Raw genomic sequence first — 15,746 nt, 5'->3', positions numbered from 1 at the left:
TAATGAAGTATTGCAATTTCTGATTGCGTATACCGCAATGCTGTGGCCTCTTCATCTTCGGAAGCGAACCGAACCGGCGCGATCAAGAGAGGAGAAGACCACATGAAGACCTTCATCATCGTCACGACCGCAGCAGCAGCCCTCGCTCTTTCCGGTCTGTCGGCCCAGGCCGGCGGCTGGGGCGGCAGCAACTCGCACAATTATTCGAGCGGGCTCATCAACGTCTCGCCGTCCGTGCGCACCGGCAACGTCAATTTGCTCAACGGCACGTCGGTGCTCAACAACTCGCCGATCGCGTCGGGCAATGTCGTCTCGGGCATCCTGAGCGGTAACCAGACCGGCAATGGCATCGGCAATGGCAACGGCATCCTGGGCGGCACGCTCGGCATCCTGGGCGGAAATTCCAGCAAGTATTCCGTCCGCAAGGGTCGCCGCTAGGGCAAGTCCGGTTTGAGGAACGGGCGGCCCCGGTCGCCCGTTTCTCGCGCTACAGGCGGGTTCGAACCGCGAGCGAAGCGTCGAGCCTGTCCTTGACGAGGTCGATTCCCGGCGCGCGGTCCTCGCGGTAATCCAGGCGAAGGACGAGCGTCACCTGCTCGGAGGTCTTCCAGCCAAGTTCACCGTATATGCCACGGCGGTTCTCGCTGTAATCGAATATGAGATTGTCGCGCGCCTCGACGAAGACACCTGTCGACAAAGCGAGGTGTTCGGCCAGCGGCCAGACAAGTTGCGCTTCGGCGCGCCGCACCCAAGACGCCAGAAGGTCGTCCGTGTCGTCACTGTCGAAGCTCGTACGCAGCGTCCCGCGCAGTTCCAGCCCGGCGACAGGCGCAACGGCCGTGGCCTCGATCGACGGGCGCACGACATCGATCAGGTCGAACGAGGCACGCAGCCATTCGCCGCCTGTCGCGAGCGCCAGCGCATAGCCGTTCTCGCTTCGCCATCCAATCTCCCCGCGTAGCTGCAATCGATCGAGTTCGACCGGTTCGTCGAAGATTTCCGAAAAGGTCGTCCGTTCGACTGCGGCTCTCAATCCCGTCTGCAACCGGCCAACGGTGCGCGTCAGGCCCTGGCTGGCGAAGATGCGGTCGCGGTCAGGCTCGAAACGGGTGGGCGCGAGAACATCGTCCTCGAATAACGTGTCCCCGGCACGTTCGCGAAATCCCTTCAATTCCGTGGTCGAGACCAGCAATGGCGTCAGCCTGAACCCGACCACCGCGCCGGCGCCGCCGATGGTCTTCGCCGTCTGCGTCCCGATCGCCAGATCCTCGATGACCAGCGCATCGCCCTCGCGGATGTGCCGCAGGAAGAGCGTGCCGCGCAGTTCGAGGTCTTCCGACGGGCGCAGCGTCGTCTGGGTCTCGATGCCGCCGGCCGCATCGTTCTCGATGGTGAAGAGGTCGTGGCGGCGCAGTTCGCCGTCAAACGTGATGCGCGTCTGGCCGAGCGGGTGGTCGATGTCGCCGCTGACCGCCCCGCGCATCAGCGTGTACCAGTCGGAGACCGCCAGCGGCTCGTCGAGCACGTTGTCGGTATGGTGACGCGAAACGGAGAGCTCGGCGCGAACGGGCGAGGACGCATCCTTCTCGGATGCGGTTGTGATGCCAGGCAGGAGCAGGAGAGGGGAAAGAAGGAGGGCAAGACGCATGAGACCTCGATCCGGCCGGGTCCAGCCCTCTTCGAAACCCCTTCCGCCGCGGGGGTGGTGAGACGGAAGGGGTCCCGGAGTCGAACCGCCCGGAAGCGGAATGTGCAAGGCGTCATTGCCATGCAGGCCGACGATCTCAAATGCAACTTAAAAATGTATTAAACGAATTTAATGCAACCAGAAAGAGCAATCACGCTGCCGTCACGAAGCCGTCCAGCACACGTTTCTGACCGGCCTTGTCGAAGTCGATGGTCAGTTTGTTGCCCTCGATGGTGCAGATGTTGCCGTTTCCGAATTTCTGGTGGAACACCCTGTCGCCGACCGCGAAGGCCGACGGGGTCTGCGCCACCGACTTGGCGACCAGTTCGCCCTCTATGGTTCGACCCTTGATCGAGCCGCGCCCGGCGCCGAAGCCCGAATCCGGCTCGCCATAGCCGATCCGCTCGACCTGATGGCCGGAGCGCGAGCCCCAGTTGCGGTCGGTCGCCTCGGTCTTGTTCTTCTGCGCACGCTGCCAGCCGGGCGTCGCATAGGTGTTGGAAAACGAGCCCTGGTCGTCGAAACGGGAGGCGCCGTAGGGGTTGCGGCGGCCGCCGAAGCTGTCGCCATGGCCAATGCCATAGCCGCCATAATTGCTGTTGCCGCTTTCGGCGACCTCGACATGGGCGTCGGGCAGTTCGTCGAGAAAGCGCGAGGGGATCGTCGATTGCCAGAGCCCATGGATGCGCCGGTTCGAGGTGAACCACAGATGCAGATTCCTCTTCGCCCGCGTCAGGCCGACATAGGCGAGGCGGCGTTCCTCTTCGAGGCCGGAACGCCCGCCCTCGTCGAGCGCGCGCTGGTGCGGGAACAGCCCTTCCTCCCAGCCCGGCAGGAACACGGTGTCGAATTCGAGCCCCTTGGCCGAATGCAGCGTCATGATGGAAACCGCGTCCATCTCCTCCTGCTGCTCGGCATCCATGACCAGCGCGACATGTTCGAGGAACGAGCGCAGCGACTCGTAGTCCTCCATCGAGCGGATCAGTTCCTTGAGATTGTCGAGCCGGCCCGGCGCCTCGGCCGAGCGGTCGTTCTTCCACATCTCGGTGTAGCCGCTCTCATCGAGGATGGTCTCGGCAAGCTCCGTGTGGGGCATGGTTTCGAGCGACGCCTGCCAGCGCGCGAAATTGGCCGCGACTTCGCGCAGGCTGGCGCGCGGCTTCGGCTTCAACTCGTCGCTTTCGGCAAGCTTGGCGGCCGCTTCCAGCATCGGAATGCGAAGCGTGCGCGCGGTGTCGTGAATCTGGCGGATCGTCGCCTCGCCGAGGCCGCGCTTCGGCACGTTGACGATGCGCTCGAAGGCGAGGTCGTCGGCTGGCTGCGCGACGACGCGGAAATAGGCCATCGCATCGCGGATTTCGGCGCGCTCGTAGAAGCGCGGACCACCGATGACGCGGTAGTTCAAGCCGAGCGTGACAAAGCGATCCTCGAATTCGCGCATCTGGAACGAGGCGCGAACCAGGATCGCCATGTCGTTGAGGTTCGCGCCCTTGCGCTGGAGGGACTCGATCTCGTCGCCGAGCGCGCGCGCTTCCTCTTCCGAATCCCAGGCGGCATGGACCATCACGCGCGGATCGTCGGGATCGGCCTTTTCGGTGAAGAGCGTCTTGCCGAACCGGCCCTCATTATGCGCGATCAGGTGCGAGGCGGCACCGAGGATATGGGCGGTCGAGCGGTAGTTGCGTTCGAGCCGGATAACCGTCGCGCCGGGGAAGTCCTTGTCGAAGCGCAGGATGTTGTCGACCTCGGCCCCGCGCCAGCCATAGATCGACTGGTCATCGTCGCCGACGCAGCAGATGTTGGGGGAAACGCGGCTGCCGTTCCCGGCCGGCGTTCGCTGCGCCAGAAGCCGCAGCCACATATATTGCGCGGTGTTGGTGTCCTGATACTCGTCGACGAGGATGTAGCGGAACTTCTCGGTATACTCGCGCAGGACATCGGGATGCGCCCGGAAGATGCGGATCGGGTGGCACAAGAGATCGCCGAAATCGCAGGCGTTGAGCGTCTGAAGTCGGTCCTGGTAAGCCTTGTAGAGTTCGCGGCCCCTGCCGTTGGCGAAGGCGCGCGCGTCGCCTTCGGGAATGTCGGCGGGGCCGAGGCCCTTGTTCTTCCAGCCGTCGATCATCTGTGCGAACTGGCGCGCGGGCCAGCGCTTGTCGTCGAGCCCCTCGACCTGGATCAACTGCTTGATCAGCCGCACGACGTCATCGGTGTCGAGAATGGTGAAGCCCGATTTCAGACCCGCGAGTTCGGCGTGGCGGCGCAAGATCTTGACGCCGATCGAGTGGAACGTGCCCAGCCACGGCATTCCCTCGACCGCCTCGCCGACGAGGACGCCGATGCGCGTCTTCATCTCGCGCGCGGCCTTGTTGGTGAAGGTGACGGCGAGGATCTGGCTCGGCCAGGCGCGGCCGGTGGAAAGGATATGCGCGATGCGCGTCGTCAAGACGCGCGTCTTGCCGGTGCCGGCGCCGGCCAGCACGAGCACCGGGCCTTCGGTCGTCTCGACCGCCTGGCGCTGCTCGGGATTCAACCCCGCCAGATAGTCGGGCGCGTTGGGCCGGCGCGCGGCCATGGCGCGTGCGGCGAGCCCTCCGCCCTGCGCTTGCGGCGCGGGAGCGGGGCGTCGGGGACGGTCGTCCTCGTCGAAGAAGGGAATATCGTCGGGAAATCCGGACATGGTTCCTGCAATGTAATGATTCGGGACCGAAAGACCAGAACGCGAACAGGGCCGCCGCCGCCAATCGATCTTCGCGGGCCTGTGGCAATCACCGCCGATCTGGCCTAATCGGTATCTGGTCAGGGACGACGCAGCCTATCTGGTATCATGGACGACAGCGACAAATCTTCGGACGCACAGGCCACCGGCGAACGCGCCGATACACCCCATTCGTCGGCCGGCCACGGCTTCAGTCGCAGCGCGCGCGCCGCTTCCGCGCTGGGCTCGGCGCTGCGTTCGGAACTTGGCGCGTCCATGCGTGCGGCATCTTCGCACTGGCGCCAGCGACGCGCTCAAAGGGCTGCCTCCCCAAAGCCCACACTTCCCCCGACAGGCTCTACCCGCCGCCGCCATCGCATCCTCGCGGCGCTCGCCGTTTTCGTTCTGGTCGGCGCCATCTTCGTCGCCGGCATCCTGTGGTGGGCGCTGCGCGACGTGCCGTGGGAGGAGATCGCGGATGGATCGATCGCTCCCGTCGTCGTCCTTGAGGGCGCCGATGGCTCGCCGCTGGTCCAGGAAGGGCCGTATCAGGGCGCCTATACGCGCGTCGACGCGTTTCCCCGGCATCTGGTCGATGCCGTGCTCAGCATCGAGGACCGACGCTTCTACGAGCATTGGGGCGTCGATTTCCGCGGCATCGCGCGGGCCTTCATGCGCAATCTGGACGCCGGCGAGGTGGTGCAGGGCGGCTCGACGATCACGCAGCAGCTCATCAAGATTTCCTATCTGGAGCGCGATCGCACCTACCGGCGCAAGATCCAGGAATTCGTCATCGCCTTCTGGCTGGAGCGTCGGCTAGGCAAGGACGAGATCCTGACGCGCTACCTGAACAACATCTATCTTGGCGCCGGCGCCACCGGCGTTCCGGCCGCCGCGCGGATCTATTTCGACAAGGAGCCGGCCGAACTCGATCTTGGCGAATCGGCCATGATCGCCGGTCTGATCATTGCGCCCTCGGTGCTCAATCCGATCGCCAATGCCGAGCGTGCCGAGGAGCGGGCGCGGATCGTGCTGGATGCGATGGTCGCCAATGGCAAGATTTCGGCCGAAGAGGCGCAGGCTGCCAAGGCCACCTATGCCGAACTCCAGCCGACCCGGCCCGCGACCCGCTTGGGAAGCTGGTTCGCCGACTGGGCGATGCGCGATGCGCGCGAGATCGCGGCCGACTATCGCGGAACGATCACCGTCGCCACGACACTGGAGCCGCAATTGCAGGCCGTTGCCGAACGCGTCGTCCGCGAGGCACTGGACGGTGCCGGCGAGGGCGGTCCGGGGCAAGGCGCGCTGGTCGCGATGGGGCCGGACGGCGCGGTGCTGGCCATGGTCGGCGGCCGCAATTATCAGGAAAGCACATTCAACCGGGCCGTCGACGCCCGGCGCCAGCCGGGCTCGACCTTCAAGCTCTTCGTGCTCTACGCCGCGCTCAAGGCCGGCATCGACCCGCGCGATCTGGTCGTCGATCAGGAGATTTCCATCAATGGCTGGACGCCCGAAAATTTCGGCGGCCGCTATTATGGCCGCGTTCCGATCTACGAGGCGTTTGCCCGCTCGCTCAATGCGGCGATGGTCGTGCTGGCGCAGGAGGTCGGGCTCGACAAGGTTGCCGAGGCGGCACGCGAACTCGGCATCGACGCGCCGCTGCTCGAAACGCCGGCGCTTGCGCTCGGCGCGTCGGAGGTGACGCTGCTCGATCTGACCGGCGCCTATGCATCGGTGCTCGGCGGCGTCGCACCGGTCGAGCCGTGGGGCATCGAGGCGTTCAGCGCGGATGAGAACGGCCAGTCCTTCCGCATGGGACCGGCGAAGCGTCCGAGCCTCGACATCGGCCCCTATCGCGACCATCTCGTCGGTTTGCTCAATCTCGTCGTCGAACAGGGGACGGGTCGGGCGGCGCGGGTGGATGGCTTTTCCGCCGGCAAGACCGGCACCAGCCAGAACTATCGCGACGCCTGGTTCGTCGGTTTCACCGAAAATCTCGTCGTCGGCATCTGGGTCGGCAATGACGACGACACGCCGATGAGAGGGGTTACCGGCGGCGCACTGCCGGCGGCGATGTTCAAGTCCTTCATCGACGGAACCTCGCTCGATGCCCTTTCCGTCGAAGTTGAGGGAACCGGATCGGGAGAGGTCGCCGCGCGCGCCTGCAACATTCAGGCTTGCGCGCGCGCCTATCGCTCTTTCCGCACGTCGGATTGCAGCTATCAGCCCTATCGCGGCCCGCGCCAGCTTTGCGAGCGCTGACTCATCGGGGCGTCGCCCATTGCGTCGCATATTGCGGCGACAGGAAGAATCCGACCGGAAGCGAACTTGCCGGCGGCGGTTCGCGAACGCCTTCCTTCAGATAGGTCAAGGCCGCGATAAGGCCGCTCATCGTATAGGGCTTGGAGATGACGCCGATCGCCCCGGCGTAATTTTCCGGCAAGCTGCGCGGATTGGCGGTCATGAAGACAGCGAGCGAACGCCCGCTGTCGCGGATGTATTCGGCAATCTTGATCCCCGTCGGTCCATCGGAAAGATTGAGATCGACAAACGCGATGTCGGCCTCGTTCTCGTCGACCAGAATCATCGCCTCGGCGAGGTTCGTCGCCCATCCGACGACGACGTTGCCGCTGTCCTCGATAAGTCCTTCCAGTTCGAGGGCGAGCAGTGCCTCGTCCTCGACGATGATGATCTTCAGAGGCTCCATGGCATTCTCCTATGGCGACGGCTGCTTCGGCGCGTCGTCCTGTGGCAGTTCGATGGTGGCGCGTGTGCCGGGGCCGCAGTCCTCCCAGCTTATCTCCGCCTTCAACTGACGGCTAAGCGAGCGAATGAGTTTCGTGCCGAACGAAACCGCCCCATTGGCCTCGCTCATGCCGGACCCGTTGTCCTCGATCTCGATGCGAAACCGGTCGCCCGATTTCACGATGCGTGTCGTCAGGATCGGATGATCGATGTCGTCGAATGCGTGCTTGAGCGCATTCGTCACCAGTTCGTTGACGATGAGAGCCACGGGGGCGGCACGCCCGGCCGCGATGTCCACGCTGTCCAGTTCGAAGCGCGTTTCCATGTCGCGAAACCGCGAGGCGGCCACCACATCGCTGACCAGGTCACGCAAGAACTCGCCGACCTCGAAACGCGCCACATCGTCGGACTGATAAAGCCTGCGATGCACGGTCGACAAAGCCTCCACGCGCGAGAGCATCTCCCGCAACGACTGGCGGATCTTCTCGTCGGGAATGGTGCGTGCCTGCATCACGATCAGCGACGACACCATCTGGAGATTGTTCTTCACGCGATGGTCGACCTCGTGAAGAAGCGCGGTCCTTGTTTCGAGCGCTTCCTCCAACTCGGCGGTCCTTTCGGCCACCGCGCGCTCGAACCGCTCCTTTTCGCGTATCGTGTGATGCTCGCTGCGCTTGCGATCGCTGACGTCGAGCTGGGAGGCGAAATAGAACTGCAATTCGCCGGCCTCGTTGGCTACAGGGCTGATGTAGAGGGCATTCCAGAAGGTCGAACCGTCCTTGCGATAATTGAGGATGTCGACATTGATATCCCGACGCGCCTCGATCGCATCGCGGATCGCACGGACATGCCCTCTATCGGTCTCGGGCCCCTGTAGAAACCGGCAGTTGCGTCCGACGACTTCGCTGCGCTCATATCCCGTCAGTCGGAGGAACGCGTCATTGGCGAAGACGATGGGATTGTCCGGCAGGCGCGGATTGGTGATAATCATCGCCATGCGGGTTGCGCGAATGGCGGCCGCGAACGGATCTCCCTTGCCCTGTTCGGCATGGAGATCGTCCGTCATGTGCCATGCTTCGGGGCTTTCGCCCCCCGTTTTCAAGTCCATGTCCCGCCAACCCTGGATGTCTACCGAAGTTGGCGGTTAACGGAAACGTTGGCGCTTTGTTGCATCGACGCCACAACCAAACGAAAATCTGATCCGTTCAGGGCTTTCGCTTGATACCCACGGAACGGCCCGCCCGCTCAGGCGTCGGAAGCTTCGCATGAGCGGCGTGCATCGCCTTCATGGCGGAGAGAATATCGTCCGGGAAGGGCGCCACTTTCGGCCCGTTCATGTCGACATGCAGCGTCAGCACCTCGCAGGTCGCGGCAAGCCAGCCATCGACATGACGCAGTTCCTGATAGGCGTGAAATCGCTTCTCGTCGAAATCGAGAAGCTGGAACGAGCAGGTCACCTTGTTGCCTAGATGCAGTTCGCGAACGTAGCAGACGTGGATTTCGGCCGTGTAGGTAGTCAGCCGCCGCTCCTGCGCGTAAGCCGGCCCCATGCCCAGCATCGCGAATGCCTCGTCGGAGCAGCGATCGAACAGCACGTTATAGTAGGCCATGTTGAGGTGGCCGTTATAGTCGATCCAGTCCTTTTCGACCTCCATCACGCGGGACATTACGGGTGCGGCTATCGACATATTGGTGGCTCCTCCTTGTTCATGTTCGGGCGGCGTCGAACCGAAACCGATTTGCACGCTCGGCGGATAGCGATACAGAACAGGGAACCGGTGGTCCACAGATCGGGCAGCGGCGAATGGAGGAGCGGACATGGCACTGGCAGAACTCGTCGACATCGAACGCAACGAAACCGGAATCGCGCGCGTCCTCGAAACGCTGGCCGCCGATTTCGGCGATCGCTTCCAGGCGGGCAGGGCGATTCGCGAACAGCACGCCCATTCGACGAGCTACATTCCCGCCCAGCTTCCCGACGGCGTGGTCTTCGCCGAAAGCGAAAGCGACGTGCAGGCCGTCGTCAGGCTGTGTGCGGCACACCGCGTTCCGGTCATCGCCTTCGGCACCGGCACGTCGCTCGAAGGCCATGTCAATGCGCCCGGCGGCGGCATTTCGCTCGACCTGTCGCGCATGAACCGCGTGACGGCCGTGAACGCCGAAGACCTCGACTGCACAGTCGAGCCCGGCGTGACGCGCGAGGATCTGAACACCCATCTGCGCGATACCGGCCTGTTCTTTCCCATCGATCCAGGCGCCAATGCGAGCCTCGGCGGCATGGCGTCGACCCGCGCTTCGGGCACCAATGCGGTGCGCTACGGCACGATGCGCGACAATGTCATCTCGCTGCGCGCCGTCATGCCCGACGGCCGCGTCGTCCAGACGGGACGGCGGGCGCGCAAATCCTCGGCCGGCTATGATCTGACCCGTCTTCTGATCGGCGCCGAAGGCACGCTCGGCATCATTACCTCGCTGACCTTGAAGCTCTACGGCATTCCGCAGGCGATTTCAGGAGGCGTGTGCCAGTTTCCCAGCGTCGACGCTGCCTGCCAGGCGGTGATCGCGACCATCCAGATGGGAGTGCCGGTGGCGAGGATCGAACTCATCAATGCGCTGGGAATGCGGGCGATCAACCAGTATTCCAAACTTTCCTATGCGGAGAGCCCCTGCCTGTTCCTTGAATTCCACGGGTCGGAGGCAGGCGTGGCCGAACAGGCGGATCTGTTCGGCCAGATCGCCGACGAGTTTGGCGGCGGGCCGTTCCAGTGGACCAATGTCGCCGAGGAGCGGACGAAGCTTTGGAAAGCCCGCCATGATTCCTATTGGGCCGGGCTTGGCCTTCGCCCCGGCAGCAAGGCGATCACCACGGATGTCTGCGTCCCGATCTCGCGGCTGGCCGAGTGCATCGCCGAGACCGAGGCCGACATCGCCGAACAGGGTCTGATCGCGCCGATCGTCGGCCATGTCGGTGACGGGAACTTCCACGTTCTCGTGCTGGTCGACGGTGATGATCGCGACGAGATCGCACAGGCGGAAGCGTTCGTCGGCCGGCTCAACATGCGCGCCATCGCCATGGATGGCACCTGCACCGGCGAACATGGCGTCGGTCAGGGCAAGGCCGGCTATCTCGTTCACGAACTGGGACCCGGCCTCGACTACATGCGGGCGATCAAGGCGGCGCTCGATCCCGACAACATCATGAATCCGGGGAAAATCCTGCCGCGCGCGCAATAATGATCGGGCAATTCGGGTTTGCCACTGTATCGACGCGGACAAGCCGTTAAAGTCGGTTCTCACGAGGATATCTGAGCGGGAGCGGATTGCTGGCGCGCCTCTTTGTCATTATCGGCGGTTTGATCGTTCTGGCGCTCTCTGTGGCGCTGGTGGGGCCGTTCTTCGTCGACTGGACGTCCTATCGCGCCGATTTCGAGCGCGAGGCGAGCCGCATCCTCGGACGCGACGTCACCGTCGACGGCGAGGCGAGCGCCCGGCTTCTGCCGTTCCCCTCCGTCACCTTCGCCAATGTCTCGGTCGCGGGCGGTCCGGGCGGCGAGCCGGCCATGCAGGTCGAGACGTTTTCGATGGACGCCGAACTCGCGCCCTTCCTGCGCGGCGAGATCCTGATCTTCGACATGCGGCTCGTCCGGCCGATCGTGACCGTCGAACTCGACGAAAGCGGCAGTCTCGACTGGATCGAGCGCCCCGGTGGCGATGCGGTCCGCCAGATCACCTTCGAGAACATCTCGGTCGAGGATGGCGAGGTGCGCCTGTTCCATCGCAAGAGCGAGCGGCTGCATCGCGTGTCCAATCTCGACGCCCGGATTTCCGCCCAGACCCTCGCCGGCCCATGGCGGCTCGAGGGGACCGGCGCCGTCGACGGCGTGCAGACATCGATCGGCCTGTCGACCGGAACGTTCGACAACGGAGCGATCCGCGTCAGGCTCCGGGCGTCGCCTTTCGGCTCGCCATTTCTCGTCGAAACCGACGGAAGCGCCCGGATTTCGGACGGAAAAGCCGTCTATTCGGGCCAGTTTCGTGCCGAAATGGTCGACAACCAGCCGGAAAATCAGCCCTCAGCGGCGGTTTCAGCCCATCGGGTGACCGGAAATTTCGATATCGACCACGACGCGCTCGACATTCCCGAGTTCACCTACCAGACCGGGCCGGTCGAGAATCCCTACATCGCGAGCGGCCGCGGCGGGCTCGATTTCGGTGCCGATCCACGCTTCTTCATCGCCGCCGACGGCGCGCAGATCAGGCTCGACGAGGGCACGGAGCCGGGGACGGCGAGTCTGGAAACCCGGCTTGCCGGAATCGAGCGCCTGTTCGCCGCTCTGCCGAAGCCTGCGATCCCTGGAACGGTCGAGGTCAATCTGCCTGCGCTCGTTGCCGGCGACACCACGATCCGCGACCTGACGCTCAATGCCCAGCCTTCCGAAACGGGTTGGCGAATCAACAATTTGCGCGCGCTTCTTCCAGGACGCTCGACGATCGAGGCGAGCGGCGACCTGGTTGCGGCGAACGGGCTTGAATTTCAGGGCGAGCTTCTGGTGGCGGTCAACCAGCCTTCAGGCTTTGCGTCATGGCTCGCGCGCGATGTCGACGAGGCGATCCGGCGACTGCCGCCGGGCGGCTTCAGCGCCGAGGTGGCGCTGTCGCGCGAACGCCAGTCCTTCCGCGACCTCGAACTCGCCCTGGGCGGAGCGGTGTTCCGCGGCGAGATCGACAGCGCGACACCGCCGGACATGCGGCCGTCCCTGCGCATCGCGCTCGACGGCGACCGGCTCGACCTTCCCGCCATGCGCGCCTTCGCCTCGCTCTTCATCAGCCAGAGCGGGACGGCGCGTCTGGAAGATCGCGATGTCGACATCGACCTGAAGGCGGGGCCGGTGATGCTTGACGGCCTGGAAGCAGGCACGCTCGATACGGCGGTTCGCCTGCGCGACGGGCAGATAGAAGTGGACCGACTTGCGGTCGGCGACCTTGCCGGCGCCAATGTCAGCGCCACCGCCTCGCTGCACGGCCTCGGCGCGACGCCGACCGGCCATGTCGATGCTTCGGTGATCGCGGTCGATCTTGCGCCGCTGGTCGATGCGCTTGCCGGGCGCTTTCCCGACAACCAGGCACTGGCGGAGCTTTCGGCGCGCGCGCGCGCCTATCCGGGCCTTTTCGAGAACGCCGCCCTCGATTTCGTCGCCAGCGCCGTCGAAGGCGAGGGCGGGGCGGTCAGTGCCAATGGAAGCATCGGCGGGACCGCACTTCAACTGACGCTGACGAGTCCGCGCACGGACCTGCCGGTCGCCGATCTGCCGATCGGTCTCAACCTGTCGATGCGCAATGACGAGCCGGCCGCGCTTTACGCTCTGGCCGGGTTGCCCGGCCTGCCGCTCGGTTTCGTCGGACCGGCGGAAGCCACCGCGCGGGTGGCGGGCGCACTTTCCCGCGGTGCGGAAACGTCGCTCGGCCTGCGCGGCGACGGGCTCGACGCCAGCTTCGACGGGACGCTGCGGCTGGACGGCTCAAAGGCCAGGGTTCAAGGCTCGATGACGCTCGACACGGACGATCTGTCCGGCTGGCTCGCGACGGCGGGCGTCTCGCTGCCCGGCATGACCGCCGGCCTGCCCTTCGATATCCGCGCTGGCGTCGATGCCGAAGACGGGCTCGTCGTCCTTTCGGGGATCGCCGGAACCGCCCTCGATCAGGTGCTGAGCGGCGACCTCAACATCGACATGCGCAACGGCCGCCCGCATCTGGCCGGTGCGCTCGACATGCCGGAAATCAATCTCGGCTGGCTGGCATCGCTGGTTGTCGGCGAGGCTGCATTGGAGGACGGGTCGGTGCCTTTCAATGCGGCGGCCAGCGATCTTTTCTCGGCCAATGTCGACCTGACGGCCGGTCGCGCCGAGATCGGGCCGGAATCGTTGACGGACATGTCGGCCGAGATGCGTTTCGGACCGGAGGGACTGCGGCTCAACGGCCTGTCCGGCCGGATCGCGGGTGGCGGGCTGCGCGGCTTTGCCGAACTGGCCAATAATTCGGGAACGGCGCTTTTCCAGGCGCAACTGGCGCTGACCGGCGGCGCGCTTTCCGATCTGCTCAACCAGCCTGCGCTTGACGGGGCATTCGATCTTTCGGCCGTTGCAAGTTCGAACGGGCGAACCTTCGACACGATGATGAGCTCTCTGTCGGGAACCGTCAGCCTCGACGTTCCGGAGGTTGCGATTCGTGGGCTCGATGGGAGTGCCTTTCCGGGTCTGCTTGCGGCGGCCGACCGTATCGGCCGCGACCTCGACGAGGATGCGACGCAGCGCTTCGCGCCCGAAATCATCGGCAGGGGCGTGTTCGAGGCGCGGGCCGGCGAAATCGCCTTGTCGATGGCCGGCGGACAGTTGCGCGCACCGCCGATCCGCCTCGACGGCGAAGGGGCCGATGTGAGCGCGGATGTGCGCGCCGACCTGTCTCGGGGCAGCATTTCGGTCGATGCGCTTGTTTCCTACGATGCCGGCGACGAACAACTGGTCGGCTCGACGCCTGCCGTCCGCATTCTCGTCGACGGCCCGCCGAGCGATCCCGACATCCGGTTCGATACCCAGCCGCTCGCCCAATTCCTGACGCAACGCGCACTCGAAATCGAGCAGGCGCGCGTCGAGGCGTTGCAGGCGAGCCTTCTGGAAGCGCAGCGCCTGCGCCGCGAGAACCGCTACTTCGCGGCACAGGAACAGGCGCGCCTTCAGCGCCTCGAGGAGCGCAGGCGCGAGGAGGCCGAAATCTTCCTGCGCGAGGAAGCGGCGCGAATCGCGCGCGAGGCGGCTGAAGAGGAACAGCGAAGAGCCGAGGAAGCCGAGCGGGCGGCAGAGGAAGCGGCGCGGCTGGCGGAGGAAGAGGCCGCGCGTCGCGCCGAGCAGGCAGAGCGCATTCGCCAGGCAGCAGAGGAAGCGGCGCGGCAGCGGGAACAGGAAACCAACGACGCCGGCGCGTTCCAACTCGACGTCGAGCGCTTCCTGCAACAGGAGGGCGCTTTCGAGCCCGAATCGTCGTTGCCGACGCCTTTGCCGGCTCCGGCCCCTCCGGCTGGTGCGGAGATATTCCGCCCCGAGAATTTGACGATCGACGGATTGCTCGGCCGCGACGGACTCTACTGAACGGGATTTCTCCGCTGCTTGAGATGCTCGAGCACGAAAAGGCGCAAAGCCGACGACAGGTTGGTCCGCCGGTCCCTTGTCGCATCGATCTCGGCCACCAGCGCCGCCAGCGACATCGAGCGCTCTTCGGCCAGGCGCGCCATTTCGTCGAAGAATGCATCTTCCAGCGAAATGCTCGTGCGGTGGCCGCGGATCGACAAGGATCGCTTGACGATGCCGCTCATTCGTCCGCTTCGGATGTCAGGCGATGCGCATCGAGATGGGCGGCGCGGGCCTTTTCCGCAGCCTCCTGCGCCTTGCGCTCGACAAGCGTGCGGCCATGCTTGCGGCGGTTCGCTTCGGCGGTGGCGGCATCGTCGTCCCGCTTGCGGCGCTTGCGCAGCAGCCGGAGATTGACGATTTCGCCCATGGCTACTTCTTGCGGAAGGAATCGAGGGATACGACCTGTGCGCTCGCCTTGTCGGCACCCTTGTCCCCCGCCTCGTCGTCCTTAGTAGCCAGTTCGACCTTCTCGGCCTTCTTGACGGCGGTGGGCTTTTTCGGTGGCGTGGCGACGGGCTTGATCTCGGCGACCAGTTCCGAACCGATTTCCGGCGCCTCATCGGCGCGCACGTCGAATTCCAGTTCGAAATTGACCGAGGGATCGTAGAAGCCCCGCACGGCGGAGAACGGGATTTCGAGCTTTTCGGGAACGTCGGCGAAGGACAGGCCGATCTCGAAGCCGGTATCGGTCACCTTCAGGTCCCAGTACTGGAACTGGACGACGATGGTCATCTGGTCCGGATAACGCTCGCGCAGGCGGCTCGATATCCGCACGCCCGGCGCTCGGGTCAGGAAGGTGATGAAGAAATGGTGGTTGCCGGGCAGGCCGGTCTTCGCCACTTCCGACAGGACCTTGCGCATGACGCCGCGCAGGGCTTCCTGCGCGAGAATGTCGTAGCGGATCAAGTCTTCGGCCATTGTTCGCCTGCGCGTCCTGAATCGTTTCGTTCATGGTGTAGTCAAGCTTCGTGCCGAGGTAAACCGGATTCACCGCGATCGAAGCCATCGAACGGACGCGAGGGCGCGGCGGCGAGGACAGAGGGGCCGGAAAAGAGGAGAAGTGGAGGTTTCTGTTGCCAGGTACCTCCGAACCCCGCCTAAAGGTGCGAACCCATAGGACTTGATTTGAAGCTATCGCACCGCATTAAGCGGCGAGACGTGCTTCCGCATAGTTGTCGTTTGCAACTACTATTGTAGCCCGATGACGGTGGTACAATGCCGGGTACAGCGTACTGTCTTTCAACGTCCGTCGATCCCATTTCACCCCCATCAGCAGCCCGTCCGACATGACGTGTCGCGCGGGCGGGTTCCTGGTGGAGGTGGCGGTTTCGAAACCGCGTCCGGTCCATCTATTGCACAGTCGGTTTAGCACCATAGCCGCCTTGCGACGGCACTTCAGAGATAGGCTCTTGCGGCCCGTTTTGCAAGACGG

At 64.6% G+C, this 15,746-nt stretch carries 12 protein-coding genes and 1 other RNA gene; 4 read left to right on the top strand and 9 right to left on the bottom strand.

Annotated elements, in window-relative coordinates; genetic code table 11:
• Window positions 1-102: 102 nt before the first annotated feature.
• Window positions 103-438 carry a hypothetical protein gene (locus tag PZ895_RS00970; protein WP_275837159.1) on the top strand — a complete coding sequence of 112 codons (336 nt, stop codon included), beginning with the start codon at window positions 103-105 and terminating at the stop codon, window positions 436-438.
• A gap of 49 nt (window positions 439-487) precedes the next feature.
• Here the strand turns inward: PZ895_RS00970 and PZ895_RS00965 are convergent, their stop codons facing one another.
• Window positions 488-1,648 (bottom strand): hypothetical protein, encoded by a 1,161-nt coding sequence (locus PZ895_RS00965; protein ID WP_275837158.1) that lies wholly within the window; start codon window positions 1,646-1,648, stop codon window positions 488-490.
• A 190-nt stretch (window positions 1,649-1,838) separates the two neighbouring features.
• Window positions 1,839-4,367, bottom strand: coding sequence for a UvrD-helicase domain-containing protein (locus tag PZ895_RS00960; RefSeq protein ID WP_275837157.1), 2,529 nt, complete (start codon window positions 4,365-4,367; stop codon window positions 1,839-1,841).
• A gap of 147 nt (window positions 4,368-4,514) precedes the next feature.
• Between PZ895_RS00960 and PZ895_RS00955 the strand changes: the two genes are divergently transcribed.
• Window positions 4,515-6,647: a PBP1A family penicillin-binding protein gene (locus PZ895_RS00955; RefSeq protein WP_275837156.1), complete on the top strand. Its 2,133-nt coding sequence runs from the start codon at window positions 4,515-4,517 to the stop codon at window positions 6,645-6,647.
• Window position 6,648: 1 nt separating this feature from the next.
• Here the strand turns inward: PZ895_RS00955 and PZ895_RS00950 are convergent, their stop codons facing one another.
• From PZ895_RS00950 to PZ895_RS00940, 3 genes are all read right to left on the bottom strand, one after another.
• Window positions 6,649-7,092: a response regulator gene (locus tag PZ895_RS00950; protein ID WP_275837155.1), complete on the bottom strand. Its 444-nt coding sequence runs from the start codon at window positions 7,090-7,092 to the stop codon at window positions 6,649-6,651.
• A 9-nt stretch (window positions 7,093-7,101) separates the two neighbouring features.
• On the bottom strand, window positions 7,102-8,196 hold the full coding sequence (locus tag PZ895_RS00945) for a histidine kinase dimerization/phosphoacceptor domain -containing protein (RefSeq protein ID WP_275837154.1): 1,095 nt from the start codon (window positions 8,194-8,196) through the stop codon (window positions 7,102-7,104).
• Between the two features lie 139 nt (window positions 8,197-8,335).
• On the bottom strand, window positions 8,336-8,818 hold the full coding sequence (locus PZ895_RS00940) for a thioesterase family protein (protein ID WP_275837153.1): 483 nt from the start codon (window positions 8,816-8,818) through the stop codon (window positions 8,336-8,338).
• A 130-nt stretch (window positions 8,819-8,948) separates the two neighbouring features.
• Between PZ895_RS00940 and PZ895_RS00935 the strand changes: the two genes are divergently transcribed.
• The gene (locus PZ895_RS00935) at window positions 8,949-10,364 is read left to right on the top strand and encodes an FAD-linked oxidase C-terminal domain-containing protein (RefSeq protein ID WP_275837152.1); all 1,416 of its coding nucleotides are present in this window, start codon (window positions 8,949-8,951) and stop codon (window positions 10,362-10,364) included.
• Window positions 10,365-10,450: 86 nt separating this feature from the next.
• Window positions 10,451-14,272 carry an AsmA family protein gene (locus tag PZ895_RS00930; RefSeq protein ID WP_275837151.1) on the top strand — a complete coding sequence of 1,274 codons (3,822 nt, stop codon included), beginning with the start codon at window positions 10,451-10,453 and terminating at the stop codon, window positions 14,270-14,272.
• Here the strand turns inward: PZ895_RS00930 and PZ895_RS00925 are convergent.
• The 4 genes from PZ895_RS00925 to ssrA form a co-directional block, all read right to left on the bottom strand.
• Complete coding sequence (locus PZ895_RS00925; protein WP_275837150.1) at window positions 14,266-14,496, bottom strand: ribbon-helix-helix domain-containing protein; 231 nt, start codon at window positions 14,494-14,496, stop codon at window positions 14,266-14,268. The two genes, PZ895_RS00930 and PZ895_RS00925, sit on opposite strands and share 7 nt — an antisense overlap.
• Window positions 14,493-14,681 carry a DUF4169 family protein gene (locus PZ895_RS00920; protein ID WP_275837149.1) on the bottom strand — a complete coding sequence of 63 codons (189 nt, stop codon included), beginning with the start codon at window positions 14,679-14,681 and terminating at the stop codon, window positions 14,493-14,495. Before PZ895_RS00920 ends, PZ895_RS00925 begins: the two co-directional genes overlap by 4 nt.
• A 2-nt stretch (window positions 14,682-14,683) precedes the next feature.
• The gene (locus PZ895_RS00915; protein WP_275837148.1) at window positions 14,684-15,232 is read right to left on the bottom strand and encodes an SspB family protein; all 549 of its coding nucleotides are present in this window, start codon (window positions 15,230-15,232) and stop codon (window positions 14,684-14,686) included.
• Between the two features lie 141 nt (window positions 15,233-15,373).
• Window positions 15,374-15,745, bottom strand: a transfer-messenger RNA (tmRNA) gene (gene ssrA, locus PZ895_RS00910).
• Window position 15,746 lies beyond the last annotated feature (1 nt).

This window comes from Mesorhizobium sp. YIM 152430, from assembly GCF_029210365.1.
In the GTDB taxonomy this organism is placed as follows: Bacteria; Pseudomonadota; Alphaproteobacteria; order Rhizobiales; family Rhizobiaceae; genus Aliihoeflea.
This window is presented reverse-complemented; position numbering and strand designations above follow the sequence as displayed.